Source organism: Bacillota bacterium (genome assembly GCA_013178305.1).
Classification (GTDB): domain Bacteria; phylum Bacillota; class Sulfobacillia; order JABLXB01; family JABLXB01; genus JABLXB01.
Genome location: JABLXB010000001.1, coordinates 997,180 through 1,022,940, shown reverse-complemented (window position 1 = coordinate 1,022,940; position 25,761 = coordinate 997,180). Strand labels below are relative to the sequence as shown.

21 protein-coding genes are annotated in these 25,761 nt (G+C 61.3%); 15 read left to right on the top strand and 6 right to left on the bottom strand.

Translation table 11 applies throughout. From position 1 onward, the window contains the following. Nucleotides 1-60 precede the first annotated feature (60 nt). The 12 genes from HPY55_04785 (at nucleotide 61) to HPY55_04730 (ending at nucleotide 15,039) form a co-directional block, all read left to right on the top strand. Entirely contained in the window at nucleotides 61-1,119 is a 1,059-nt protein-coding gene (locus HPY55_04785; GenBank protein ID NPV69955.1) for a TAXI family TRAP transporter solute-binding subunit, read from the top strand. 96 nt (nucleotides 1,120-1,215) lie between these two features. After that, nucleotides 1,216-3,147, top strand: a complete 1,932-nt coding sequence (locus tag HPY55_04780) for a TRAP transporter permease (GenBank protein ID NPV69954.1) — start codon at nucleotides 1,216-1,218, stop codon at nucleotides 3,145-3,147. Beyond that, a complete protein-coding gene (locus HPY55_04775) occupies nucleotides 3,148-4,095 on the top strand; it encodes a phosphoglycerate dehydrogenase (GenBank protein NPV69953.1) in 948 nt (315 codons plus the stop codon). It abuts the gene before it with no gap. A 16-nt stretch (nucleotides 4,096-4,111) separates the two neighbouring features. After that, nucleotides 4,112-5,314: a 3-hydroxy-3-methylglutaryl-CoA lyase gene (locus tag HPY55_04770; protein NPV69952.1), complete on the top strand. Its 1,203-nt coding sequence runs from the start codon at nucleotides 4,112-4,114 to the stop codon at nucleotides 5,312-5,314. Further along, nucleotides 5,311-6,333: an alcohol dehydrogenase catalytic domain-containing protein gene (locus HPY55_04765; protein ID NPV69951.1), complete on the top strand. Its 1,023-nt coding sequence runs from the start codon at nucleotides 5,311-5,313 to the stop codon at nucleotides 6,331-6,333. Before HPY55_04770 ends, HPY55_04765 begins: the two co-directional genes overlap by 4 nt. 17 nt (nucleotides 6,334-6,350) lie before the next feature. After that, complete coding sequence (locus HPY55_04760) at nucleotides 6,351-7,373, top strand: alcohol dehydrogenase catalytic domain-containing protein (protein ID NPV69950.1); 1,023 nt, start codon at nucleotides 6,351-6,353, stop codon at nucleotides 7,371-7,373. A gap of 237 nt (nucleotides 7,374-7,610) precedes the next feature. Then, entirely contained in the window at nucleotides 7,611-9,359 is a 1,749-nt protein-coding gene (locus HPY55_04755) for a hypothetical protein (GenBank protein NPV69949.1), read from the top strand. Between the two features lie 48 nt (nucleotides 9,360-9,407). Continuing rightward, a complete protein-coding gene (locus HPY55_04750; GenBank protein NPV69948.1) occupies nucleotides 9,408-10,817 on the top strand; it encodes a sigma-54-dependent Fis family transcriptional regulator in 1,410 nt (469 codons plus the stop codon). A gap of 303 nt (nucleotides 10,818-11,120) precedes the next feature. Next, a complete protein-coding gene (locus HPY55_04745; GenBank protein ID NPV69947.1) occupies nucleotides 11,121-12,476 on the top strand; it encodes a short-chain fatty acid transporter in 1,356 nt (451 codons plus the stop codon). Nucleotides 12,477-12,507: 31 nt separating this feature from the next. Continuing rightward, nucleotides 12,508-13,155, top strand: coding sequence for an acetate CoA-transferase subunit alpha (atoD, locus tag HPY55_04740; GenBank protein NPV69946.1), 648 nt, complete (start codon nucleotides 12,508-12,510; stop codon nucleotides 13,153-13,155). A gap of 13 nt (nucleotides 13,156-13,168) precedes the next feature. Next, complete coding sequence (locus HPY55_04735) at nucleotides 13,169-13,831, top strand: CoA transferase subunit B (protein ID NPV69945.1); 663 nt, start codon at nucleotides 13,169-13,171, stop codon at nucleotides 13,829-13,831. 32 nt (nucleotides 13,832-13,863) lie between these two features. After that, nucleotides 13,864-15,039: an acetyl-CoA C-acetyltransferase gene (locus HPY55_04730; GenBank protein NPV69944.1), complete on the top strand. Its 1,176-nt coding sequence runs from the start codon at nucleotides 13,864-13,866 to the stop codon at nucleotides 15,037-15,039. A gap of 503 nt (nucleotides 15,040-15,542) precedes the next feature. Here HPY55_04730 and HPY55_04725 read toward each other — a convergent pair. The 6 genes from HPY55_04725 to HPY55_04700 are packed head-to-tail and all read right to left on the bottom strand — an operon-like array spanning nucleotide 15,543 to nucleotide 22,103. Then, entirely contained in the window at nucleotides 15,543-16,529 is a 987-nt protein-coding gene (locus HPY55_04725) for a substrate-binding domain-containing protein (GenBank protein ID NPV69943.1), read from the bottom strand. A 28-nt stretch (nucleotides 16,530-16,557) separates the two neighbouring features. Beyond that, nucleotides 16,558-17,787 carry a Tm-1-like ATP-binding domain-containing protein gene (locus HPY55_04720; GenBank protein ID NPV69942.1) on the bottom strand — a complete coding sequence of 410 codons (1,230 nt, stop codon included), beginning with the start codon at nucleotides 17,785-17,787 and terminating at the stop codon, nucleotides 16,558-16,560. A gap of 5 nt (nucleotides 17,788-17,792) precedes the next feature. Next, on the bottom strand, nucleotides 17,793-18,647 hold the full coding sequence (locus HPY55_04715; GenBank protein NPV69941.1) for a creatininase family protein: 855 nt from the start codon (nucleotides 18,645-18,647) through the stop codon (nucleotides 17,793-17,795). A gap of 5 nt (nucleotides 18,648-18,652) precedes the next feature. Further along, on the bottom strand, nucleotides 18,653-19,633 hold the full coding sequence (locus tag HPY55_04710) for an ABC transporter permease (protein NPV69940.1): 981 nt from the start codon (nucleotides 19,631-19,633) through the stop codon (nucleotides 18,653-18,655). Further along, nucleotides 19,609-21,108 carry a sugar ABC transporter ATP-binding protein gene (locus tag HPY55_04705; GenBank protein ID NPV69939.1) on the bottom strand — a complete coding sequence of 500 codons (1,500 nt, stop codon included), beginning with the start codon at nucleotides 21,106-21,108 and terminating at the stop codon, nucleotides 19,609-19,611. The genes HPY55_04710 and HPY55_04705 overlap by 25 nt, the downstream gene beginning before the upstream one ends. Before the next feature lie 38 nt (nucleotides 21,109-21,146). After that, nucleotides 21,147-22,103: a sugar-binding transcriptional regulator gene (locus HPY55_04700; GenBank protein ID NPV69938.1), complete on the bottom strand. Its 957-nt coding sequence runs from the start codon at nucleotides 22,101-22,103 to the stop codon at nucleotides 21,147-21,149. A 153-nt stretch (nucleotides 22,104-22,256) separates the two neighbouring features. Between HPY55_04700 and HPY55_04695 the strand changes: the two genes are divergently transcribed. From HPY55_04695 to HPY55_04685, 3 genes are all read left to right on the top strand, one after another. Beyond that, on the top strand, nucleotides 22,257-22,832 hold the full coding sequence (locus HPY55_04695) for a class II aldolase/adducin family protein (GenBank protein NPV69937.1): 576 nt from the start codon (nucleotides 22,257-22,259) through the stop codon (nucleotides 22,830-22,832). A gap of 333 nt (nucleotides 22,833-23,165) precedes the next feature. After that, nucleotides 23,166-24,869 (top strand): hypothetical protein, encoded by a 1,704-nt coding sequence (locus tag HPY55_04690; protein ID NPV69936.1) that lies wholly within the window; start codon nucleotides 23,166-23,168, stop codon nucleotides 24,867-24,869. A 315-nt stretch (nucleotides 24,870-25,184) separates the two neighbouring features. Further along, nucleotides 25,185-25,706 (top strand): hypothetical protein, encoded by a 522-nt coding sequence (locus HPY55_04685; protein ID NPV69935.1) that lies wholly within the window; start codon nucleotides 25,185-25,187, stop codon nucleotides 25,704-25,706. Nucleotides 25,707-25,761 lie beyond the last annotated feature (55 nt).

Here is a 25,761-nt window from a genome sequence, read left to right as displayed (position 1 = left end):
GGTCCTGGTTCGACAGTTCTCTCGAATCTACAGCATTCACAACAGGGAGGGTATGAGACGATGAGGATTATTCGTACGGTTGCGTTACTTCTAGTCGTTGCGTTAGTATCCGGCCTGGCGGGCTGCTCCCAGCAACCCGGCCAGCCTGCCAAGGAGCAGCCCAAGAGCGGGACTCCCGCGCAGGCCCCGGCACCAAGCTCGGGCCCTAGCAAGCCGAAGCCCCCCAAGACCATCATGTCCGTGGGGAGTGGGCCTGCGGGCAGCCTATTCATCAACTTCTGCGCGGCGTTCGCCGAGGCCACCATGAAAGGCTTCGACGGGCTGCAGATGAACGTGGAACCGGGCGGGTCTTCACAGAACATGCAGATGGTGGACAAGGCCCAGATCGAGTTCGGCATTACGTCGAGCCTGCAGACGTACCCCGGTTACTACGGGCTCTCCTGGGCCAAGGGCGTCTCCTACAAGAAGGTGGCGTCGGTAGTCCCCTCTTACTCGTACGAGGGCGTTTGGTTCACGAAGGACAACTCTCCCGTCAAGTCGGTCATGGATCTCCAGGGCAAGACGGTAGCCTTCGGATACGCCGGCGGCGGCAGCGACGTCACCGGGCGGCAGCTCCTCGAGTTCTATAAGATCAAACCCGCCAAGATAGTCAACGCCAGCTGGGAAGATACCGGGGGAATGGTGAGGGACGGGCTGGTGGACGCCGTATTCTACCTCGCCGGCCATCCAGCAGGGTTTATTCAGGAGCTGGAGATATCCCAGAAGCTCAGGTTCATCGAGATCTCGGACGCGGACCTGAACAAGTTCAAGGAAGCCAACCCCTACTACAACATCGGCACGCTGAAGGCCGGCACCTATAAAGGGCTGACCAAGGACTATAAGGTCTTCCAGGGCTGGAACTTCATGATATGCTCGCCGGACCTTCCTGAAGACTTCGTGTATAATGCTGTGAAGTCGGTTTACCAGAACATCGACATCATACAGAAGGCGCACTCGAGCTTCAAGCAGTGCGCTTTGGAGAACGTGCAGTTCATGAATCTGCCGCTCCATCCTGGAGCCGAGAAGTACTACAAGGAGAAGGGCGTAAAGCTCCCGGTACTCCCGCCGCCACCCAAGTAAGCGCCACGCCCACCGCGCCGTAGGCCCTTCACCGGCGCGGTGGGCCAGTTCTTCGGGCTGCAGCGCTGTTTGTTGCAGATAGGGGGTAATCTGGACTTGGCCAGGTCAGAAGACAGCACAAGGATTCTCGAAGAGCCCTCGGATAGCCTCAAGCGTAATCTGACTGGCGCGGCCGCTGCGATCGTCGCGGGCGTGGCGGTGCTGTCGAGCCTGTATCACGTCTATTCACTCGGTATCCGGGCAACGTCCGTCCTGGAGCTCAGGGCGCTCCACTTGATGGTAGCATTCATTATCGTGCCCTTGTTGTACGCCCCGTTCAGCGGACGCAAGGCGGTTTCTCCCCTGGACTGGCTCATGGCGATCGCGGGCGTCGTGACGACGTTTTACGTGTTGACCCAGAACGAGGATTTCGTGTTGAGAGCGGGAGTTTCGCCCACTGCGGGCGATCTCGTGCTCGGGGCCGTCGCCATAGTACTGATACTGGAAATGGTCAGGCGGCTAGTCGGGTTACCGTTAACCATCCTCACGCTTGTACTGGTACTGTACGCGAAGTTTGCGTCGTTTTTCCCGGGACCGCTGCGTGCCAAGAGCTACCCGCTGGCCAGGATAATCAGCCAGGCGTTCAGCATTGACGGCATCTACGGCATCCCGATCGGGGCGTCTTCCACCTTCGTCCTGTTATTCATCCTCTTCGGAGCTGTGTTGAACGCGACGGGGACCGGCAAGTTCTACACGGACCTCGCGTACGCGGGGGCAGGGCGCCTGAGGGGCGGCCCCGCGAAGGTTGCCGTGTTCGCCAGCGCCCTGTTCGGGACGATTTCGGGCAGCGGCATCGCAAACGTCGTGGCGACCGGCACGTTTACCATCCCGTTGATGAAGAGTACAGGGTTCCTTCCCCACTTCGCCGGGGCCGTCGAGGCGGTTGCGTCAACGGGGGGGCAGATCATGCCTCCCGTGATGGGGGCGGGGGCTTTCCTGATGGCGGAAATGGTATCCATGCCCTACTCGAAAATCGCGATTTCCGCCGCTTTGCCCGCGATACTGTACTTCCTGGCGGTCTACCTGATGATCGACCTTGAGGCGGGCAGAATGGGCCTGAAAGGTCTTCCCTCCTGCGAGCTCCCCGATCCCAAAGCCATCTGGAGGACCCGCGGCCATCTGATCATTCCGCTCCTGGTCCTCCTTTACGAGCTGGTAATAGTCCAGACCACTGCGATAAGGGCTGCGCTATTCGCGATCTACACGGCGGTGGCGGTCTCATTCCTGCGTAAAGACACCAGGCTTTCGTGGAAGGGATTACTCGGTGCCCTTGCCGACGGTACGAAAGGGTGTATGGAGGTCATCGCTTCCTGCGCGTGCGCAGGCATCGTAGTCGCGATGATATCGCTCACCGGGGTCGGATTAAAGCTTTCGACGGCGATTGTGAGCCTGTCACACGGGTCGCTCTTCCTCGCGCTCGTGCTAACGGCTGTCATCGTGGTCATCTTGAGCATGGGCCTTCCGACGACTGCATGCTACCTCATTTCGGCGGCGGTCATGGGGCCTGCTCTGACGAAGATGGGGATTTCACCTCTGCAGGCTCACATGTTCATATTCTACTTCGCCTGTGTGAGCGGCATAACTCCACCAGTGGCGCTCGTCGCGTACCCCGCAGCAGCCATAGCCAGGACGAGCCCGATCCAGGTCGCCCTGACGGCCGCGAAACTCGGCATAGTCGGGTTCCTGGTTCCCTTCATGTTTGTATATACACCGGGACTACTGCTCATGGGATCGCCGGGTTGGGTGGCGTGGTCGTGCCTGACCTCCACACTCGGCGTGTTCGCGCTCTCCGTAGCCCTGGAAGGATGGCTCTCCAGGCCGGTCGCTCCGGCCGTCAGAGCGGTCCTGCTGGCCGGCGGTGTGCTCCTCATGATAGCGGAGATCAAGACTGACCTGATCGGCCTTGGTTGTCTTGCCGCCGGGCTTACCCTACACTACTTGACCGCAGGAGTTAGACGATCCGGCTCAGGTATTAGGAGTGCAGACTGAATGCCCAAAGTACTCGTTACCACACCCACGTTCGCGAAATACGATTCGACGGCCGTGGAGTATCTAACCGGCCATGGGTTCGAAGTAGCCCGGCTCAGCGCGTATCCGGCGAACCCCACCGAGATCGGCGTAAGACTGGCCGATTGTGATGCGGCAATCGTCGGGCTGGAAAAGTTCGACGCGAATGTGCTGGCGGGCGCACCCCGCCTGCGAATCATATCGAAGCATGGGATCGGTGTAGACAACATCGACCTGGCAGCCGCGAAGCGGGCGGGCATCATGGTGGCCAACGCCCCTTACGAGAGCGCCAGGACCGTAGCCGAGCTCGCTCTGCTCCTGCTGCTGGCCTCCGCCAGGAGGCTGCTGGTCGCGGATGAAGCCGTGAGGACCGGCAAGTGGGGCCCCCTGTTTGGGACGGAAGTGAAGGGGAAGACCCTCGGCCTCGTCGGGATCGGATCGATCGGCGTGATCCTGGGGGAAATTGCGGCCGCCCTCGGTATGCGTGTCATAGGATACGATGTGGCTTACTCCGGATCGGAGAGCATCAAAGGCGTAACACTGGTCGGCTTCGACGAGTGCCTTGAGCAGAGCGACTTCCTGAGCCTTCACGTGCCGCTGACCGACAAGACGAGAGGCCTGATCGATGAGGCGACTTTGCGCAGGATGAAGAAGACGGCGGTCCTCATCAACACGTCCAGGGGAGAGGTAGTGGACGAGCAGGCCCTGTACAAGGCGCTTAAGGAGGGATGGATTTCGGGAGCCGGACTCGACGTGTTCCAGAGCGAGCCCGTCAAACCCGATAACCCCCTGACCGGGTTGGAGAACGTCGTATTGACCCCACACATGGGGGGATACAGCTACGAGGCCATTTCGAGGACAAGCCTCGTGGCTGCGCAAAACGTTGTAGCGGCAATCGAGACGGGGAATCCTCTGTACCCTGTCTATTGAGCGGGAGGGAAGTCGGATGGCTGAAACAGGTGCTTGGAGGTCCGAAGACTGGTGGGTCAGCCCGTTTGATTTCGAAGGCGGGGTCAAACCACCGGTAGATCGCAGAGTCGAGTTCCACGACGCCACCCTCAGGGACGGCGAACAGACACCCGGCGTGGTGTTCCGCAAGGACGAAAAGGTTCGGATCGCGGCAAAGCTCGCCGAGGCAGGCGTCCAGCGGATTGAAGCCGGGATGCCGGCGGTGTCGGACGAGGATGCCCAGGCCATCAAGGAGATCGTCAAGATGAACCTGGGATCGAAGATCTACGCGTTCTGCCGCGCAACCAAAGGGGACATCGACAAAGCGGTTGAATGTGGGGTTTCCCACGTCGTCATTGAAAGCCCGAGCGGTGTGCCCAAGATCAAGTACCAGCTCGGCTGGACCGAGGAAGAGGCCATCGAGCGGGCTGTGAAGGCAGTCAGTTACGCGAAGGACCAGGGACTGAACGTCTGCTTCTTCCCGTTCGACACCACGAGGGCGGATATGGGCTTCCTGCGCAGGTTGGTGGACATCGTGATGGCGCAGGGGAAACCCGACTCGATGGCCGTGATCGACACGACCGGCTGCGCCAGTCCGGCCGCGGTCCGGTGGCTGGTATCCAGGGTGAAGAGCTGGGTTGACATCCCGATTGAAGTACATACACACAACGACCTCGGCCTGGCCACGGCGACATCAGTTGCAGGCGTGGAAGGCGGCGCCGGCGTCATCCACGTATGCGTAAACGGACTGGGGGAGCGCACAGGCAACGCGTCGCTCGACGAAGTGGCCCTGGTACTCAAGCTCCTGTATGGAGTGGAAACGGGACTTGACTTCCAGCAGTTGTCGTCCCTGTCGAAGCTGGTGGAGGACCTGAGCAGGATAAAGCTGGCCCGGAATAAGCCGGTAGTCGGCGAATCCGCGTTCATGCGGGAGATCGGCCTGGGCATGGAGGTCGTTTACAAGATGCCTCTTGCCGTGTTCCCTTACAAACCCGAGGTGGTAGGACAGCAAATCCACGTCGTGCTCGGAAAGAAGAGCGGGAAGGAGTCGATAAGCGTCAAGGCCCGCGAACTCGGCGTCGAGATACCCGAGGAAATGATCGGTGCGGTACTTGACGGTGTCAAACGCCTCGGCACCCAGAAGAAGGCGTGTCTCACAGACGAGGAGTTCCTGGATCTGGTCAAGAAGGTGCGCGGATGAAAGCAGCGGTAATGCACGAGTTCGGCAAGCCGCTCGTGGTTGAGGATGTGCCGGTCAGGCCGCCGGCCGGGAACGAAGTTCTCGTGCGGGTACATAGCTGCGGAGTTTGTTACAGCGACGTAAAGCTGTTCAAGGGCTTGCTTCCACGGGAACGGCTCCCCGCCCTCCCTCACATTCTCGGCCACGAGATCGCCGGGGTAGTCGAAGGGGTGGGCCCGTTGGTGCGCGGGGTCGAACCCGGAACGAGGGTGGGGGTACACTTCTACGCGACTTGCGGCCGGTGTTCCCAGTGCCGCACCGGTCACGAGCCCCTCTGCGAAAACCTCATCAACCAGATAGGCTTCACGTGTAACGGCGGATACGCGGAATATGTGACGGTACCCGGGCGGAATGTCGTCCCTTTGCCCGGGAACGTAGGTTTCGATGAAGCGGGTATCGCCGCGGATGCCATCGCTACCAGCGTCGAGGCAGTGAAGCGCACGGCCCACGTTGGCTTGGCGGACAGGGTGGCAATCATCGGCGCCGGCGGCCTGGGAATCCACGCCGTCCAGGTTGCGCGGCTTGTGGGGGCGTGGGTCCTGGCGGTGGACGTCTCCGCAGCCAAGCTGGAGCAGGCGGCGGAGCTGGGTGCGCACGAGTGCAGGCTGCACTCCGATATGGGCGACTGTGGGGCGAAGTTGTTCGACGTCGTCATCGACGCCGTCGGAAGGCAAGACACGGTCAAGACGTCGCTGCGCCTCGTGCGGCCCGGCGGCAGGATTATCATGCTGGGATATGCCAGCGACGTTTCGTTCAGCATCCCGACCCCGGAAATCGTCCACCACCAGATCACGGTTTCGGGGTCGAGAGCTTCGTCGATGCAGAGCTACGTCGAGGCGATCACGCTTCTCGAACGGGGCCAGTTGACCCCCCTGATATCCAGGAGATACCCCCTGGAGCAGGCGACTCGTGCGCTGGAGGATTTGAGCAGCGGGGCTGTGAGCGGGCGCGCGGTTCTCGATATCGCGGACCAGAGCTAGCGATGGAGGGCTGCCGGTTGAAGGCTGCAGTCTTGAAGGAACCTCGCCACATTACGATCGAGGAGAGGCCGTTACCGGCCCCGGGCTCCTCCGAAGTCGTAATCCAAGTGATGTACGTCGGCTACTGTGGGACCGACGTCATGGTGTGGGCGGGCAACTACCGTGCCAGGTACCCGGTTGTGCCCGGGCACGAGTTCGTGGGAAAGGTACTTTCAGTCGGGAGCGCAGTGGAGGGCGTCCGCGCCGGCGACATCGTGGCGCCCGAGGCCAGCTATCCCTGCGGCGCTTGCGCAATGTGCTCCAGCGGGCTCGAGGAGTACTGCCGCAACAGGGTTTCCCTCGGCAGGATGCGCGATGGGGCGATGGCGGAGTACGTGGTGGTGCCCGCCAAGATCGCGCACAGGGTTGACGAGAGGATAGACCCCAGGGACGCCCAGTCACTGGTCGGAGTCGCGTGCGCCGTCAGGGCGGTGGCGAAGTCCAGTATCGCCACAGGCACGAAGGTGGCCATCATCGGCTCGGGACACTCCGCCCTCCTGCTGCTGCAGGTAGCCCGGGCCGCAGGGGCGGATGGGATAGCGATTCTGGGCGGGAGCAGGAAGTCACACCTCGCCCTGGCCAGGCACCTGGGAGCCGACCTCGTTGTGGGATACAGCGATCCGGATACCGACAGGCTGCTGGGTGGGTTTACGAGAAGTGGTTTCGACGTCGTGTTCGAGGCATCAGGACAGCCCGAATCGCTGAACAAGGCGATAGCCCTCGTCCGGCCCGGGGGAGTAGTCACCGTATTCAGCACGTACCGTGAAGCGGTAGACCACATGCAAGGCCAGGAGCTGTACTACAAGGAGATAACCATTAGAGGGTCCAAGAGCGGTACAGGTGGCTATGAAGCGGCTATCGACCTGCTCGCGTCCGGGAAGGTGCAAGTGGGTCCGATGATCACGCACGAAGTCACGCTCGAGGAGGTGCGTCGCGGCTTTGAGCTGGCGGAAAGCCGCGACGAGTCGGTGTTCCGGGTAATCATGAGGGTTGTGACCTGAAGCGCCGCCGTGGGGCCACTGCTTGCCGCAGCCGCGTTGCTCGTCGTATACTCGGGTTACTGTTCGCCGCGACCCACACGATCACTCCAGTCGGCGCGCCTCCCAAACGGGGGGCGCGCTGGTACTTTCGGTACAGTCATCGACTTCCAGCAGGCCAAAGGGAATCCATTATCGAAGCATCATGTGGAGATGGATGTCTAGCGCATATGGGAACGTGGAGACCCTGGAGGAGTATAGATGAAACAGCGCTACCTGCTATTCCAGAAAGCCGAAGGCGCCCTCATCGAGGAAAAGGCGCAGAAGCTGTTCGGCATCACCCGCCTCCTCGAGAAGCACCTCGAGGGCGAGTTCGACGACATACTCAACCGGCTCACGCCGAAGCCCGCCGGCCGGAAGGACAAGATCCAGGCCCTCAACAGGGAACTCGCGCCGTACACCGACATGGTGGCGGCGTGCTTCCCAGGCGTTGGTGTGGGTTACTACTCGCGGGACCTGGGCTGTATCCTTACTTACGGCCCCAGCTCGGAGTTCGGGTCGAAGGTGGGGGTCAGCGCGGGGCCGGGCCACATCGGCGTGCAGGCGATGGAACTGGGGCGCGAAGTCGTCGGTGTGGGTTCGATGGTCAGGGGCGAGATAATGAACTGCGTTTCCCCGATCATCCGTTGCGGCAGGGCAGTCGGGTTCGTATGGGCGAACGAGACCCTGGCCGACATATACGCCCAGATCCAGCAGGGCGCGAGGAGCCTGTTCTTCTCCCCGAACATCCAGCCGATCCTCGGCCTGACGGGACTCCTCCTGTTCGCCAGCCGGTCCCTGCTCATGCCGGCCCGGCTTCCGGAGTCCATCCTGGCATCGATGGAAACGAGGCGCCATAACCGGCGTCAGGACCGGGTCGCCCTCCTCCCCTACGTCCAGTCCATCAAGCGGATGTTCCGCTATCTCATGATGTTCCTGAACTCGCTGAGCCTTGGCGTCCTCGTGGCGGACGAGCAGGGTCAGGTGGTGTTCGCCAGTGACGGCTTACTCGAGATAGTCCAGCGGAAGCGGAACGATATCATGGAGATGTCCTGCCCCGCGTTTCTCGAGTCCATCGGCCTCGACCCCGCCAACGTGCTGGGGGTAGACGCCGAGGCCATGAACCGGTTCTCCAACATGAGCATCAAGATCCCCAGCGGCCCCAAGGACGTGACGATGATATCCACTCACGTCAGCGAAGGGGTCGGGGGCAGGGACGGGTACATCGTGCTGTTCGAGGACCTCGAAGAGGCGCGTGCCGAGGAAGAACGGGTGCAACGAACTGAGAAGCTCGCCGCCATGGGCGAGCTCGCCGCGTCTATCGCGCATGAGATACGAAACCCGCTGACCATCGTGGCGGGGTCGATCCAGCTCATACCCCAGAAGCTCGGCGACCAGGAGTTTCTGGTCAACTCGTCGAGGATACTTGGCGAGGAACTTGCTAGAGTTAATAGGACGGTGGAGTCTCTGCTCAACTTCACGAGGTTCTCGAAGCCGCGGTACATCCCGGTGGAGTTAAACCAGGTCGTGGAGCGGTCGGTGGACGTGATCAGGGCGTATGCCCGCGCGGCCTTGGTAAATGTGGTCGAGGAGTACGCCGAGACGCTGCCACCTGTCGAGGGAGACCCCGAACACCTGCAGCAGGCGTTCCTCAACCTGCTGCTGAACGCCATACAGGCCATGCCTGACGGCGGGGTACTGAAGGTTTCTACGTCGAGGCAGCCGGGCAGCGCGTACGTGCAGGTGTCGTTAAGGGATACGGGCGTCGGGATCCCGGAGAAGGACCAGGACAAAATATTCGACATGTTTTACTCGACCAAGAAGGACGGCACGGGCCTCGGCCTCGCGCTGGTGCAGCGCATCGTGGACGAACACAAGGGATACATTGAGTTCAACTCGCGGGCGGGGGAGGGCGCGTGCTTCAATGTGAACCTGCCTGCACAGCACGTCGTACTGAAGTTTACGGAATAGATGAGCGTGCGGGCGAGTGCGAATTCCCTGGCAAAGAGGAGACCATCGATGAGTGCGTTACCCAAGGTGCTCGTGGCGGACGACGAGCCCAACATGGAGTGGCTGTTCAGGAGCAGTTTCGGGGATGAATTCGAAATCCTGGGGGCCAGGAGCGGCGAAGAGGCGCTCGAGAAGCTCGCGCATGACCGCGTCGACCTCGTCATGCTCGACCTGAAACTCCCGGGCATGGACGGCATGACCGCACTAAAGCAGATCAAGCATCTATACCCCCAGACGCCCGTGGTAATGATGACCGCTTACGGAACGGTCAAGACGGCGGTCGAGGCCATGAAGATGGGCGCGCACGACTACGTGACCAAGCCGTTCGACGTGGAAGAGCTCCGGATGATCATGGAGAATTCCATGAAGTTCGGCCGTCTCGCCCGGGAGGTCGAGCAACTCAGGGATCAGCTGCAGGAGAAATACCACATCAAGAACATCATCGCCGCGTCGCAGTCGATGCTCAGCATTTTTCAACTGATCGAGAAAGTGACGACCACCGACGCGTCTGTGCTGATAGAGGGCGAAAGCGGCACGGGAAAGGAGCTCGTCGCGAGAGCGATCCACTGGGAGAGCCCGCGGCGGGCGAAGCCGTTCCTGCCCGTGAACTGCGCCGCGCTGCCCGAGAACCTGCTGGAAAGCGAGCTGTTCGGCTACGAGGAAGGGGCGTTCACGGGGGCCAGGCGGAAGAAGCCGGGAAAGTTCGAGCTGGCCGACGGGGGCACCATCTTCCTTGACGAGATCGGTGACCTGCCGCGCGACATGCAGGCCAAGGTGCTCAGGGTGCTGGAGGAAAAGGAGATCGAGCGCCTCGGCGGGACGCGCAGGATACCGGTCGACATCCGGGTCATCTGCGCCACGAATCGCAGCCTGAGGGCGCAGATAGAAAAAGGGGAATTCAGGGAGGACCTCTACTACAGGCTGGCCGTGATTCCGATCAGAATCCCGCCGTTAAGGGAGCGCAGGGAGGACATCCCGCTCCTCGTGACCCATTTCCTCAAGACGTTTTCGGAAGAGAGCGGGGGGAGGCTTCACAGCGTCAGCCCCGAGGCGATGGACCTGCTCAAGGCGCACAACTGGCCCGGCAACGTCCGCGAGCTCAGGAACGTGATTCAACAGGCGGCGGTGCTTGGCGAGGGAAGCGTTCTGACGCCGGCGTTGCTCCCCGAGCACATCAGGGTGGCCGCGGGCGCCGGTGCTGGGGCTGTCACGGCGGCTACACCGGAGGATGTCCGGCGGGGCAGGCCTGCGGCAGGCGGGCTCAAGGGCCGCCTGAGCGAGTTTAAAGCGAATCACGAACGGCAGATCATCGCCGAAGCCCTGGCCAGGTGCGGCGGAAATCGCACCAGGGCAGCCGCCGCGCTCGGCATATCCCGGCGGTCCCTTCAGATGAAGATCAAGGAGTTCAACCTGCAGTAGCGTTAGACAGGCGGGCGGCAGCCCTTCAACGACGGCGCCGCGCGCTTCGTAGGGCCGAATCCCTCGGTGCGAAGGCCGCTTCGCACCTGCGAAACCAGTTTCACAGTAATCATCCCCCCGTGGAGGTCCGGTAAGAAGGCAGCCACGGGCAACCGCACGAGTTGACCTGCTCCGCTGGTAGTCTCAGGCGTGAACCGCGATCATCGACGATCATCGACGGTTGACATTCCCCGGCATGGAACTTGCTCGCTGGAATAGTCGGAATCCATGGATTCAATTCCAAGAAGGAGGGACTGGTGGATGTTGAGGCGTTTAGGCAACTTCTTTACGCGGATCATGGAAAGGTATCTTCCGGATGCGTTCTTGTTTGCCGTATTGCTCACGTTCCTCGCTTTCATTCTGGCCCTGGTTTTCACCGGCAAGACACCCCTGGAGATCGTCGACGCGTGGTGGGGTGGTTTCTGGTCGTTGCTCGCGTTCTCGATGCAGATGGTCATGATCCTCGTAACGGGCCACTGCTTCGCTCTGGCGCCGGCGGTGAAAAGGATGCTCTCCTCGATCGCCGGGTTGGCGCGAACCCCGTACCAGGCGGTCATCATCGTCGCTCTCGTGGCCGGAGTCGCTTCCTGGGTTCAGTGGGGCTTCGGTCTCATCGTCGGCGGCCTCCTGGCGCTCGAGGTTGTGAAGAAGGTAAAGAACGTAGATTACCCGTTGCTTATCGCGGCGGCGTACGGCGGGTTCGTCATCTGGCACATGGGCTTTTCCGGGTCCGTACCGTTGACCATTGCGACGGCAGGTAACCCCGCCAACCATCTTGAGAAGATCGCCAAGATGGTTGTCCCGGTTTCCCAGACCGTGTTTGCTCCCTGGAACCTTATCCCCGCGTGGCTCATCATCCTCACGCTTCCGTTCGTACTGGCAATGGCATCGCCTTCTCCCGAGAATACAAAGGTGCTGGACCCCGAAGTCCTGGCCAAGTCGCGGAAGGACGAGGAGGAAGAGGAGCGGAAGCGCAGGGAGTTCGTCCCGAGGACCTGGGCTGAAAAGGTGGAGAACAGCAGGGTCATCAACTACGTGTTCTGCCTGCTAGGCGTCGTGTTCTTCGCGAAGTACTTCGCGGCGAAGGGCTTCAATCTGAACCTCGATATCGTGAATGGCCTGTTCCTGTTCGGCGGCCTTCTACTGCACGGTACCCCGATCAACTACGTGCGCGCAGTCGAGAAGGCGATCAAGGGCGCCGGCGGAATCGCGCTGCAGTTCCCCGTATACGGCGGCATCCAGGGCATCATGATGGGGACCGGCCTGGCCGCGATCATCGCCAACTGGTTCGTCGCGATAGCCACGAAGAGCACCTTCTACATGCTTCAATTCTGGGCGGCAGGTATAATCAACATGTTCATCCCGTCCGGCGGCGGCCAGTGGGCAGCGCAGGGTGCGATAAGCGTCATGGCCGCGCAGAAGATGGGTGTCGATCCCGTCAAGACCGCGATGGCGGTTGCGTGGGGCGATCAGTGGACCAACATGATCCAGCCGTTCTGGGCGCTGCCCTTGCTCGGTCTCGCGGGGCTCAAGGCGAGGGACGTCATGGGATACACCACCCTGGTACTTATCTACACCGGCATAGTGCTCAGCATCGCCGCGTTGATTGCCGCGGTTTGAGTGAGGCTCGGCTCTGGAGGAGGCTTTGGTTATGAACAAGGTCAGGTCTATCAAGGAGGCAGTGGCGCAGGTCAAGAGCGGTATGACCCTGATGATCGGGGGTTTCCTGGCCTGCGGTACGCCGGAACACATCGTGGACGAACTGGTGGAGAAAGGCGTCAGGGACCTCACGATCGTCGCGAACGACACCGCGTTTCCGGACAGGGGCATCGGGAAGCTGGTGGTGAACAACCAGGTCAAGCACGTTATCGCGTCGCACATCGGCACGAACCCCGTCACCGGTAAGAAAATGATAGCCGGCGAGATGAAGGTGGATCTGGTCCCGCAGGGGACTCTCGCGGAACGGATCCGCGCCGGCGGCGCCGGTCTCGGTGGGATACTCACCCCGACGGGCCTCGGCACCGTCGCCGAGGAGGGCAAGGAGAAGGTCGTCGTCAACGGCAACGAGTACCTGCTGGAGACGCCGCTGAAGGCGGATATCGCGTTTCTGCTCGCCCACAAGGGTGACGAGAGCGGGAACCTCGTGTACAGGCGGGCAGCCAGGAACTTCAACCCGCTCATGGCCATGGCGGCCGACCTCGTGGTCGCCGAGGTCGAGGAGCTGGTCAAGGTCGGCGAGATCGACCCGGACGAGGTCACGACCCCGGGGATATTCGTCGACGTGGTCGTGAAGGGTTGAAAGGGGGAGGCCTATGGACAGGGAAGCCAGGAAGGAACTGATGGTCAAGCGCGTGGCAAAGGAGTTCAAGAGCGGGGACGTCGTGAACCTAGGGATAGGTATTCCGACGCAGGTCGCCAACCATATTCCAGAGGGCGTGGAGATCATCCTCCAGTCTGAGAACGGTTTCGTGGGTATCGGGCCCGCCCCCGCTGAAGGCGAGGAGGACAAGGACGTCGTCAACGCCGGCGGCAAGCCGGTAACGATTCTCCCGGGCGGCGCGTGCTTCGACAGCGCCACCTCGTTCGCGATCATCCGCGGCGGGCACCTCGCCGCCACCGTGCTTGGCGCGCTCGAGGTCGACCAGCGCGGGAACCTCGCGAACTGGATGGTCCCCGGCAAGATGGTGCCGGGGATGGGCGGGGCGATGGACCTCGTCACCGGGGCCAGGAAGGTCATCGTCGTGACCGAGCATGTTACGAAGGATGGGGCTCCCAAAATACTCAAGCAGTGCAGGCTGCCGCTCACCGCGAAAGGCAAGGTAAGCCTGATCGTGAGCGACATGGCCGTCATGGAGGTAACGAAGAAGGGGCTCGTGCTCAAAGAGATCGCCCCGGGCGTGACCGTCGACGAGATCCGCGCGTCCACCGAGGCGGAGTTCACGGTGGCGCCCGACCTGAAGGAGATGTCAGCGTAGCGGCTGTGCGCAGTCCGGAGAGGAGAGAGATCGTGAAAGAGGCCGTAATCGTCAGCGCTGTGAGGACCCCGATCGGGTCGTTCGGCGGGACCATCGCCAACGTATCCGCGGCGGATCTCGGCGCGGTAGTAATCAAGGAAGCGCTGAAGCGAGCCAAGGTTGAGCCCGCGGACGTGTGCGAGGTCATCATGGGTAACGTCCTGCAGGCCGGCCAGGGCCAGAACGTCTCGAGGCAGGCCACACTGAGGGCGGGCCTCCCGGTCGAGGTGCCCGCGTGGACCGTCAACAAGGTGTGCGGCTCAGGCCTCAAGTCAGTCGCGCTCGCTGCGCAGTCAATCCTGCTCGGCGATGCCGAGATCGTGGTCGCCGGCGGGACCGAGAACATGGACCTCGCGCCGTACCTCCTGCCCAAGGCGAGGACCGGCTACAGGATGGGCCACGGCACCCTCGTCGACTCCATGATTAGCGACGGGCTGTGGTGCATCTTCGGCGACACCCACATGGGCATTACCGCGGAGAACCTTGCGAAGAAGTATAACATCACCCGCGACGAGCAGGACGAATTCTCGGGGTGGAGCCAGCAGAAGGCCGAGAAGGCCGTGAAGTCCGGCAGGTTCAAGGATGAGATCGTACCCGTCGAGATACCGTCGAAGAAGGGCCCGGTCGTATTCGACACAGACGAGTACCCGAGGTTCGGAGTCACGAAGGAAGGCCTCGCCGGGCTCAGGCCCGCGTTCGCGAAGGACGGCACCGTCACCGCCGGTAACGCGTCCGGCATCAACGACGGCGCTGCCGCGGTGGTCGTCATGGCGTCCGACATCGCGGCGAAGAGAGGCCTCGAGCCGCTGGCAAAGATCCGTTCATACGCCTGGGCGGCCGTCCCGCCGGAGATAATGGGCATCGGCCCGGTGCCGGCGACGAAGAAAGCGCTGCAGAAAGCCGGCCTGACGCTCGACCAGATCGACCTGATCGAGGCGAACGAGGCGTTCGCGGCGCAGTCGCTCGCGGTCGACAGGGAACTCCACTTCAACAAGGATAAGCTGAACGTCAACGGCGGCGCTATCGCCCTCGGTCACCCGATCGGGGCCAGCGGCTGCCGGATACTCGTGACCCTGCTCTACGAGATGCAGAAGCGTGGGTCGAAGTACGGCCTGGCGACGCTGTGCATCGGCGGCGGCATGGGCATCGCGATGGTGGTGGAGCGGTAACTGGGCTTTTTGACAAGTGGGTCGTAGGCGTAGGGTTTTGCATGAGCCCCCGCCGCGTGCGCGACGGGGGCTCGTTGGTCGGATTGCGGGTATTCCCTCTCCCGGTAGCCTTTTTGGATCATGTTCTCAGACCGCTTCCGCGCTGCGGCGGCCTGCTTCTGGAGGTCTCTGGGGATACTTCCCGCCCGGTCGAGAGCCTGAAGCGCTTCAGTGTACGCCTTCGATTGGTTGAACAGGGTTCCCTCGCAGCCCCACCAAGCTGGATCCCCACCCGCTTAGCTCCAGCGCCCTTCTCATTTTGCTAAGCCCCTTCTGCCGAAGCCGGTGCGAGCGGCGACACTCCACCGGCAAGGGTGCCCGCCGTGCGGCGGGAGGCGTTAAAACACCCCGCCCGGGACATGTCGGGCGGGGTGGTGTCTAGGGAGAGGGGCCTTGGAGCGTCCCGTCAGAGACCTGAGTGCCGGCTGTACGGGTCCACGCCCAGCGCATTGCCAGTCTTCGGCCTAATTGCCAGTCAGGTCGACAGTGCTGACGTTCTCCTTGTCGATCATGACGATGTCGGTAACAATTTCCTTGTCAATTTTCTCGCCCTTGATGACGTTTAGTGCGCTCTCGACGCCGAGGCGGCCCATGAGCACGGGTTTCTGAGCGACGGTAAGGGTGATCTTGCCGTCCTTGATTGCCTGAAGGGCATCGGGGTTGGCGTCGATGCCCGTCACGATTATGCCCTGCCTCTTTGCCGCCGTGATCGCACCCATAGCGCCGAGTGCGACTTCATCGTTAATGCAATACACGGCGTCGATAGTCTTATGGGCTTGGAGCAAGTCTTCCATGATCCGCAAGCCCTCAGCCCTCTGATGCTTGCATGTCATGTCGGCCAGGATCTTTATGTCCGGGTACTTTTTTAGCGTGTTCATGAAGCCCTCACGGCGCTGCTCGGCAACCGAGGCGCCGGCTTGGCCACGGAGTAGCACGATCTGGCCCTTGCCGTTTAGCTTCCTGCAAATGTACTCGGCGATCTTTGCACCCACCTGGACGTCGTCGGAGCCGATACGGGTGATGTACTTGTCCGAGTTGACTCGCCTGTTGAGGTCAATAACCGGGATCTTGGCTTTTACAGCGGCCTCGACCGCCGGGACTGCCGCCGCCACGTCCACCGGCACGAAGATGATCGCGTCCACCTTGGACTGGATCAGGTCCTCGATGTCGGACAGCTGCTTCGATTGATTTTCCTGCGCAAGCAGCACCTTGGCTGTGACGCCTGCTTTCTTGGCGGCATCTTCGATGCCGTTCCTCATGCGGACGAAGAACGGGTTGTCGGAACTCGGTAGCGACACGCCGAGCACGACTTCCTTCTTCTGGGGAGCCTCGGGAGCCTTCGGTGGCGGACTCTGTGGTGCAGGCGCACTGCTACCGCCGCAGCCTGCGAGCATGGAGGCCAGGATCACCGCGACGAGTATGGCCACTACTGCCCTGCTAAACCTTTGCATGAACCGGATCCCCCTTCCTCATGAACTTCTACGGGTCCAGGAGCTCGGAGAGAATGGAAACCGCAACGCGCGAAAACACAGGATCGTTGATGTTGGCGTCGAGTTCAATTACCCTGATGCCCGGGCGCAGCAAATCCTTTAGCGTGCGGACGAACAGGGCGTCCGATTCGGGGTCGTACAGCGGGCCACCCTCTCTCCCAAATTCCGTCCAGCCCTGGAGCGGGGCGATCACGGCTACCGGTCCTTTCGCAGCGTTCAGTCGCTCTGCGAGCAACCTGGAAATGGCGAGCGCTTCGTCGGGCGTGGTACGGATATTGGTGTTGAACGGGTTGTGGTAGTGGATCTTTCTGTGGTGATATTTCTGCGGAACGAGCGACAACGGGCCGAAAACGAAGTAGTCGAGGCCGCCGAGCGAGACCACCTGGGGAATTCCCGCTCTGCCCGCAGCGACGAGCCTGCCGGGTTTCGCGGGGGAGTACGCATCTTCAGCATAGAGGTCGCCAATCAGCTCGTGGGTCACGATATCGATCACTGCGCCGATGATGCCCTGCTCAATGAGGTCCTCCATCGCGGAGCCCCCTGCGCCCGAGGCGTGGAAAGTCATCGGTATGTTGCCCTGCCTCTGCAGGAGGTCGACGCAACGCTTGACCGTCGGTTCCACGTTTCCGAACGCAGTGATCCCCACCACGATGCCCGAAGTCGGCGCCGTGATGGGGGTCCAGGCGTGGGCCATCCCACAGATAGCACCCGCCGCGTTGGCCAAGATCACCTGCGTCACAGGGTTTATGCCACCCAGGATATCGGCTACGGAGAACATCATGGCGATGTCCTTGCTCCCGACGTACGGCCTGATGTTCCCCGACGCGACTGTCGACACGATCAGTTTCGGAAACCCCACCGGCAGCATGTTCATGGCTATGCCGGCGATGCATGTTCCCTGGTTGCCCCCGAGTGCAATGGCACCGTGAAGACAACCATCGGCGCAAAGCCTGGACAGCAGACGCCCGGCACCGGTGCCCATCAGCTTCATCAGGGCGTCACGCCCCGCGGGTTCAGTGGGTGTGGAAGTCATGTCCGCGGCTGCCTGGCGTACTTCAGCGCTTGCGATATCCGGCAGGAACGGCGGCTCGCCGTGCGTACTCACGTCTACGACGATAGCAGCGAAGCCCCTGCTCCGGACGAAATCCCGCACATAGAGGGCTTCCGGTCCCTTCGTATCAAGTGTCGCTACAACCGCAACTGTCCTGGCGGACTGCACCCGGCTTACGCCCTTTCGGGGAAGTCTCTCTTGACGCCCTCGATCTTCCATCTCTTGATCTCGTTGAGGAAAGCCGCTAGATGGTCAGACTGCGCCTCGAAGAGCTTGATGCCCTTTTCCTTGGAACCGCGAAACGGGTTGCCAATGACGGCGATATCCGCGTACTCGTGGTGCTCCATGGGGACATAAATGTTGTCCAAACCTTCGAATTCAACAGTCGCGCTGCCGTCGCACTTGGAGAATCTTGGTCCCATCCATTTGGGGGCGTGCGCCCTGTCCTTCTTCGCAAGCTCCAAGTGAACGAGCGACTCGTCGGCGGCGAGCATCTGGGAGGTCTCCATTTCGCCGGAGTGCCAGCCCGGGGTCTCCTCGGGGGGCCCTTCGATGATCTTCGCGACCTGGCCCATGACGCGCTCGGTAGCGGGCTTGTACCAGCACACGAATGCGCCGGTCTCATAGTGGAGCTTCCGGAGAGGATCCTCGATGACTTTGGTATTCGAGCCATGAACCGACGCGAAGACGATTTTGTTAAACCCGTGGTAGATCATGGATTTAGCCATGTCAAACAGGATCTTCCTGTAAGTGTCGCCGGCGAAGGTCATGGTGCCGGAACCCATGCCTACGGGTCCCATGTGGTGCGGGGAATACCCGATCGGGAATAGCCTGGTGAATGGCACCTCTGCCTTCTTGCAGGCCCTGACCACAATGTTCTCGATAGTGTAGCTGTCCATGCCGACGGGAAGATGCGCACCGTGCTTCTCGGTGGAACCCATCGGGAGTACAACGATGTCCGTCTTCTCGAGCCATTTCTGGACATCGGTGTACGAGCACTCAAACAGGCAATGTCTGAGTTCTGCCATTCTGACTACCTCCTCCGAATGTTGTCTAGCACTACTGCCGTGATGATAATCGAGCCGATTACGACCTCCTGCCAGTAAGCCGATACCCCAACAAGGTTGAGCCCGTTCGTCAGGACGCCCATGATCATGGTCCCGAGCAGGGTGCCGGACATACTGCCTTGACCACCTCCCATCGCAGTACCACCGATGACTGTTGCAGCCACGGCTTGAAGGTCAAGGCCTACCCCGAGTGTGGGCTGGCCAGAGAACACGCGAGCCGTGAGCACGATACCGCCCAGGGCCGCGAGAAACCCGCTGATGGAATGAACCGCTATACGCGTCCTCACCACGTTGACACCGGATAGGCGAGCACCTTCCTGGTTGCCACCTGTAGCGAGCACGTGGAGCCCGAACTGCGTATTGTTTAAAACGACGTTCCCGATGAGCAGCACTATTCCAGCAATGACGACCGGTATGGGCACGAACCCAAAAAGCCAGCCCGTGCCTATCTCCACGAAGCGCTGTGGGAGGTTCGGGATAGTCTGGCCGTCAGTGTAGATGAGCACGGCGCCACGGGCAATCGTCTGCATGCCGAGGGTCGCTATGAAGGGTGGGGCTTTGCCGTACATGATCACCAGGCCATTGATGAATCCACAGATTCCACCGATGATCATGCCGAGCACAATACCGGTGAGGACGCCGCTTCTCAGCATCGTGCCTGCCGCCACACACCCGGCGAGGGCCGCGACGGTGCCGACTGATAGGTCAACGCCGCCGCTGATGATCACGAAGGTCATGCCTGTGGCGATAATCCCGATGATGGAAACCTGCCTGGCGACGTTCATGAGGTTCATGTAGGTAAGGAACCTTGGCTGCACCATGGAGAGTATCGCGCACGACACTATGAACCCCGTCAGCGCCCCGTACTTCGTCCAGAAGGTGAGTCTGACCTTGCCCCGGAGCCCTTCTGGAACCGGGCGAGTCATTTCTCGTCTGGGCTGAGACACGTGGCCCACTCCCCCGTTGCACATCGCATGATCTCTTCCTGAGTGGCCTCCTCGTATGCGAACCTGCCCGTTACCTTGCCTTCCTGCATTACGATTATCCTGTCAGCCATGGAGAGCACTTCCGGAAGCTCGGACGAAATCAGGAGCACCGCTACTCCCTCGCTCAAAAGATCGCCCACCAGGTCGTGGATGTCGGCTTTGGCGCCGACGTCGATCCCGCGTGTCGGCTCGTCGAGGATCAACACGCTGCAGTTGCCGAGGAGCCACTTTGTGAGGACTACTTTCTGCTGGTTGCCCCCGCTAAGCTGCTTTACCCTCGTCCATGGGCTCGGTGTTTTCACGGCGAGGCGTCTTGCCATGTCCGCAGATATCCTGGCCTGGGCCGCATGGCTGGTGAACCCATACCATGTGTGGTGCTTCAGGCAAACCATCACGGAATTGCGCGCCACGGAGAGATCCATAAAAAGGCCTTCGGCCTTACGGTCTTCGGTGACGAACCCCATTCCGAGGTCGATGGCGTCGGCCGGTCTCCGTATGCGCACCCTCTTACCTCGGACGAATACCTCGCCCTGGACTTGCGGAGAGAGGCCAAATATCGCCCTGGCAACCTCGGTTCGCCTGGCCCCGACAAGCCCCGTGAGGGCAAGCACCTCACCCGAACGGAGAGTGAATGACACGTTCTTGAAGACGCCCGGTAATGTGAGGTTCCTGACCTCGAGCGCAACATCGCCCTTTTCGGTCCTGTACCTGGCAAACGCACCGGTCAGCTCGCGACCGACCATCATCTTGATGAGTTGATCGCGAGTCGTGCCTGGCGTGGGGATTGTTCCGACCAGCCTACCGTCCCTCAGCACGGTGATGCGGTCACTTATCTCGAGCACTTCTTCGAGGCGGTGAGAGATGTAAACGATGGCGATGCCCTTCCCTTTCATTGCCCGTATCGCGCCCATCAGCCTTTCCGTCTCGTGTAGCGTCAAGGCAGACGTGGGTTCGTCGAGGACAATTACCTTGGGGTTCCAGAACAGCGCTTTTGCTATCGCAACCATTTGCTGCTGCGCCACGGACAATTCCCGCGCCCTGGCGTCGGGATGTACGTCACAGCCAAGGGTAAGGAGAGCCTCCCTCGACCCTCTCCTCATTTCGTCCTTCTTGAGGAGCCTTGCCACCGTGCCCATCTCTTCGCGTCCGAGGAATACGTTCTCGAACACGCGGAGGTACGGGATAAGGTTAATTTCCTGGGGAACCATGAATATGCCCTGGCTCTGGGCCTGGTAAGGATGGGCAAAATCCACCGGCCTGCCATCGAACACGACGTCCCCTCCGTCTCGGCGGTGGACGCCCGACAGGATCTTGCTAAGAGTGCTCTTGCCTGCCCCGTTTTCGCCGACAAGTGCGTGGACTTCGCCCGGCAGGAGTTCGAAATCCACGTTGTCCAGAGCGTGGACCCCGTCAAAGCGTTTGGATATGCCCTTCATGGAAACCAGGGGTTGCAGGCCTTATTACCCCCCTCGGACTAGTGCGTTTCCCTTCGGATGGCACAGACCATGGCGGCTGTCTCTTCGTCCGTTATGAGAACATCAACGAGGCCGCCCGAAAGAGCGCCCGCTATCGCCGCCGCCTTATGTAACCCGCCGGCCACGGCCACCTTCAGCGGAATGGCGCGTAGCTGCTCAAGGCTGAGCCCGATTACCCGTTCCAAATACCCGTTGCCCACCTCCTTACCGCGTGCGTCATAGAGCCGAGCACCGATAGTGCCGACGGCCCCGACGGAGGCGAAACTCCTCACATCTTCGGCCGATATGTACCCCGCATACACCAGGGGGGATGCATCGTCCGGGACGCCTAACCCGAAAAGGGCGATGTCCGACCTGGAGGCGAGGTCAAGCGTTCGCTGGATACTGGGCTCTCTAAGCAACTGGCTCTTTAGCGTGGGGCTCTTGGTCACGGCTGGCGCATGGAGTAGGTGGCATTTTGCGCCGAAGAGCTCCGCCAGCCTGTGCGCCACAACCTGGGCATCTATTCCCTGGGAGATCCGCGCCAAGCCGCCCATGAACTGCACCACCGAGGTGTTTGAGTGGTGCGCGGGGCTCATATTGGTGACGGCGTGGTGCAGCGTACGTCCCCAGGAAACACACACCGTCATCCCGTCGGTTATGAGGTCGCTCAAGTAGGTGCCTGCCGCCGGCCCAAGCGCCTTGCCGACCACCTCGATGGGGCCGATCTCAGCGGGCACCACGATGACGTCCCTGATGCCGAACGCCTGTTTGATTTGGAGCTCGAGTTCTGTGCAGGAGCCCAGAGGCTCCTTGATCTTGACCTCTACAATGCCGCTCTCCTCGGCGTGCTTCAGGAGCCGCAGCACCTTGAAACGGGAGATCTGGAGGGAATCCGCGATCTCCTGCTGCCTCATCTTCTTAATGTAGTAAAGGTACGCGACCTTAGCCGTCATCCGATCTGCGTCGTTGGCCACCTCTTAGCCCCCCGGGGTGCGCACAAATGTGCAACACTGTGCTCGCATGTGCAGGATTCTACTACTCTGGGAAGAATCCCTTCTTCTAGCACAAATTCTTTGTAGGACAAATATCTGGGGGTGATACCGCTGTTAGAGGAGCACCTAGAGCTGGTGGATGAGCTGTGCAGGGTGAGTCGGCGGGCTTACGACCGTGGTCTTGTGGCGGGCACCGGCGGAAATATGAGCATCAGGATACCTGGTACTAAATCTGTCGCCATCACGGCCACCGGCGTGGCGCTCGACGCCGTGACGCGCGATTCAGTAATCGTGGTCGACTTCGACGGGAAGGTAATTGAAGCGAGTCCTGGCCTGAGACCGTCAAAGGAGACTCCAATGCACCTTGCCTTCTACAAGCTTCGCCCGCAGGTGAGCGCTGTACTGCACGTACACCCGCCGTTCGCGACGGCGCTGACGCTCGGGTCTTGTGAGATGCCCCTTATGACCATTCAGGCTAAGTTGAACCTAAAGCGGGTGCCCGTAGTGCCGGTCGCTAAGCCTGGATCCGCAGACCTGGCCGAACTGGCCGGATCGGCGGCTTCACTGAACCCCGAGTCAAGGGTCGTAGGCCTTGGCGAGCACGGCATCATAACCGCAGCGGACAGTGCCTGGACAGCGTACTACCTGTCCGACCTGGCGGAAGAGAACGCGAAGGTAGTCCTTCTCTCGAGACTCGCCGCCATGACATAGGTCGGGTCGACGGTCGAGAGTTGCGCCCAGCCGAAGTGGCTGGTCTCAGCCAAGCCCAGAAGTTGACCAAGGACTTCGTCAAGGACACCTACGGGGAACGGTTCTCCCCCAACTCAGGCGAGGGGAAGGATCTCTAGGCGTAGTGAAACTGCACCATTCCCACTCACCTCCATGCAAGGAGGACACTGGCGCGGCACCCGGTGCCCTCCTCAAGTCTATGTAGCATCTATCGGCGGGCAAGGCTGAGACTGGCCGCGGCGCCGCGGGAACTAGCGCGTCCGCGCGTCGTCTGTGTACGATAGGTGCGACTATGAAGTCAGGTGGGTGGTTGTAGTGAGGGCCATCTGGAAACGCGCATTTCCGGCCGCAATGGCCGCGGTACTGGCGGTCTCGGTTTTTCTGACTGGATGTGTTGGACGGGGGGCTGCTCCAAAGGCTCCTGCGGGGCCAAGCCAGCCCGCCGAGACCGGCGGTGGTCAATCAGGCGGGACGCAGCCGCCAAATGCACCCGTGAGCTCGCCGGCCATCACCCCCGCTCCGGGGGCGCGGGTCGAGTTCAAGGAGGTGCATTCGTACGAGGTCGACGGGGAGCTCTGGACGGTCAACTTCAAACACACGATATCGCCCGGCGGCAAATGGGTGCTTGCGGCGCAGACCGACGCCACAGGCGTGAAGATGGCCGCACTTCCGCTCGACGCCGCGGCGGGCAAGGTCCACACGCTCCACTCGGCGGACCGGAACTGGACCTCGAACCACCTGTTCGGATACTACCCGCTGGGCTGGGCATCTGAGACGCGCTGCCTGTTCGCGGTGCAGGGATGGCAGAACATAGGGCCGCACAAGGGCAAACGAGGCGTGGCCGTATTCGCGGGCGATGTTGGCAAGGAGCCGGCGGCCGCCGCCGAAGAGGTGGCATTCATAGGCCTTTCAAAGGGGCTCCTGCGTTTCGGCGGCCTGGCTCTCGAGAGAAAGAAGGCGTACTTCCACGTTTCGAAGGCCATCTGGGAGTTTGACGTCGCCACCAGCAAACTCAGGCAGGTCAAGGGTAATCTGCCTGACTACGAAGGACTGTTCTTCCCAAAACTCTCGCCCGACGGGCGGTACCTCGCCTACGACCTCCGGGAGAGGAACGCGCACGGCGTTTACCTGCTCGATACGGAGACAGGGCAGCAGAAGCCGCTCCTGCCGACCGGTGAAACGATGAGCTTCTACCCGTTCTGGTCGCCGGACGGCAAGTACGTCGCCGCGTATGCCGTCAACAAGAAGAAGGGCGCGAATTCGAGCACCCAGCCGGGGCAGGGGATCAACTGGCAAGACTACGACCTCTTGGAGGGCGAGGACGGGCCCCAGGCGGCCAGCGATGCGATCACCGTCGTCAACCTGGAAGGAAAGGTCGTTCAGACGATTAAGGTCGAGGGGAAGAAGCTCTCGTACTTCAGGTGGGGTTCCGGGTCGAATGCAATCGGGTTCGTCGTGGGGAAGTCCGGGATCGGGGGTGGCGGCATAGAGCAGATCCTGCCCGAGAGCCTGTGGCTGGTGGCATCGGGTGACGCCCTCTCCGCCGGTGCGAGCGGTTCTCCGATCAGAGCGGCAACGATTACCCGGGAGAAGCCGGATGAGAACGTGTACGTCATCATAGGGGCGGTGGACTCGGACGGAGCCGGGATTGTCTACAACGAATACCGGACCGATATTTCGTACGTGAGGCACGCCCGCCTCGAATCGTCGAAAGCGGAGCCGGACAAGATGGAGGCGGCGTTCTCGGGCTGGGGGATGGACTACGTTTACGGCAACCCGATGGTAGGCGTCCTGGAAGGGGCCCAGTGGTCAGCCGTGTGGGCGTTCCAGCCCACCGGGATGAGCGAGATAGCGCGCTTCGGACCTAACCGCCACACGATGGTGCTCGGGTACAACGGAGACGTGCTCGCGATCGCCAACTGTCCGTTCTGGAGCCCTGACATGGCGAAGCCGGGGGCGAAGGTGGAGAAGGCCGTGATGAAGGCGTACAGGGTGGTCAAGACGGACAGCAAGCAGTAACTCTCAGCAGGGGCTGCCGGCGGGCATCGGGTCGAATATCTGTAGACCCGCCGGTGGCTCTTATCATTTGAGCGGCCTCACGGGAACCTCCCTCCGGAATTCGTTTCCGATCCTTTTCAGACCTTACTCAGAGAATCTTGACAAGATCTACACAAGTGGTGGCTAGAATCTGAAGATAGAAAGACGGGCCGGAAGACCCGCATTCCAGACGGGAAAGGGGTGGTGGCTAGGGGTCTGTAACCTGGCTTCACCGTGTTTCCATCCACAAACAGGACGAAAGGGGCGGTTCTTCTGAAGAAGCTGGTGTTGTTGGGATTGGCGGTTGTTATCGTTGTAGGTGTCGCGGGCGTGGCCGCGGCGGCTCCCTGGGGCGGGCGGTTCGCCGGTTTTGGCGGCGTGTGTGGCGGCTTCGGCGGTGCCGGCAAGGGTGGCTTCGGCCAACCGGGACAGGCAGTAGCCAACATGATCAAGGAGCTTGACCTCACCGACGAGCAGATCAGCCAGGTCCGCAAGATCCAGGCGGAGACCTTCGAGAAGATGCAGGCACTCCAGACCTCGATGTCCCAGAAGATGTTCGAGCTCAAGGACCTGTACTGGCAGAAGGAACCCGACCAGAACGCAATTACCGCTAAGCAAACCGAAATTACCGAACTCCGCAAGCAGATGAGCACGATCCAGCAGCAGGTGCAGGACCAGATGAAGAACGTCCTGACCGAAGAACAGCAGGATAAGCTCGCGCAGCTGAGGGGAGCGGGGCGCGGCAAACGCGGCGGGCGCAGGATGGGAGGCTTCAACGGTACCCCGGCGCCGGGTGGCGCCGGCACCACCTCCAACTAAGGGACCGTGACCGCGGGCTACCAGGAGGGAGGGAAAATCCTCCCTCCCCTCCTTG

Bases quoted from the DNA above. Each gene is read 5' to 3' on its own strand.
- HPY55_04785 (NPV69955.1), top strand. From the start codon at position 61: ATGAGGATTATTCGTACGGTTGCGTTACTTCTAGTCGTTGCGTTAGTA.
- HPY55_04775 (NPV69953.1), top strand. From the start codon at position 3,148: ATGCCCAAAGTACTCGTTACCACACCCACGTTCGCGAAATACGATTCG.
- HPY55_04770 (NPV69952.1), top strand. From the start codon at position 4,112: ATGGCTGAAACAGGTGCTTGGAGGTCCGAAGACTGGTGGGTCAGCCCG.
- HPY55_04765 (NPV69951.1), top strand. From the start codon at position 5,311: ATGAAAGCAGCGGTAATGCACGAGTTCGGCAAGCCGCTCGTGGTTGAG.
- HPY55_04755 (NPV69949.1), top strand. From the start codon at position 7,611: ATGAAACAGCGCTACCTGCTATTCCAGAAAGCCGAAGGCGCCCTCATC.
- HPY55_04750 (NPV69948.1), top strand. From the start codon at position 9,408: ATGAGTGCGTTACCCAAGGTGCTCGTGGCGGACGACGAGCCCAACATG.
- atoD (NPV69946.1), top strand. From the start codon at position 12,508: ATGAACAAGGTCAGGTCTATCAAGGAGGCAGTGGCGCAGGTCAAGAGC.
- HPY55_04735 (NPV69945.1), top strand. From the start codon at position 13,169: ATGGACAGGGAAGCCAGGAAGGAACTGATGGTCAAGCGCGTGGCAAAG.
- HPY55_04725 (NPV69943.1), bottom strand. From the start codon at position 16,529: ATGCAAAGGTTTAGCAGGGCAGTAGTGGCCATACTCGTCGCGGTGATC.
- HPY55_04715 (NPV69941.1), bottom strand. From the start codon at position 18,647: ATGGCAGAACTCAGACATTGCCTGTTTGAGTGCTCGTACACCGATGTC.
- HPY55_04705 (NPV69939.1), bottom strand. From the start codon at position 21,108: ATGAAGGGCATATCCAAACGCTTTGACGGGGTCCACGCTCTGGACAAC.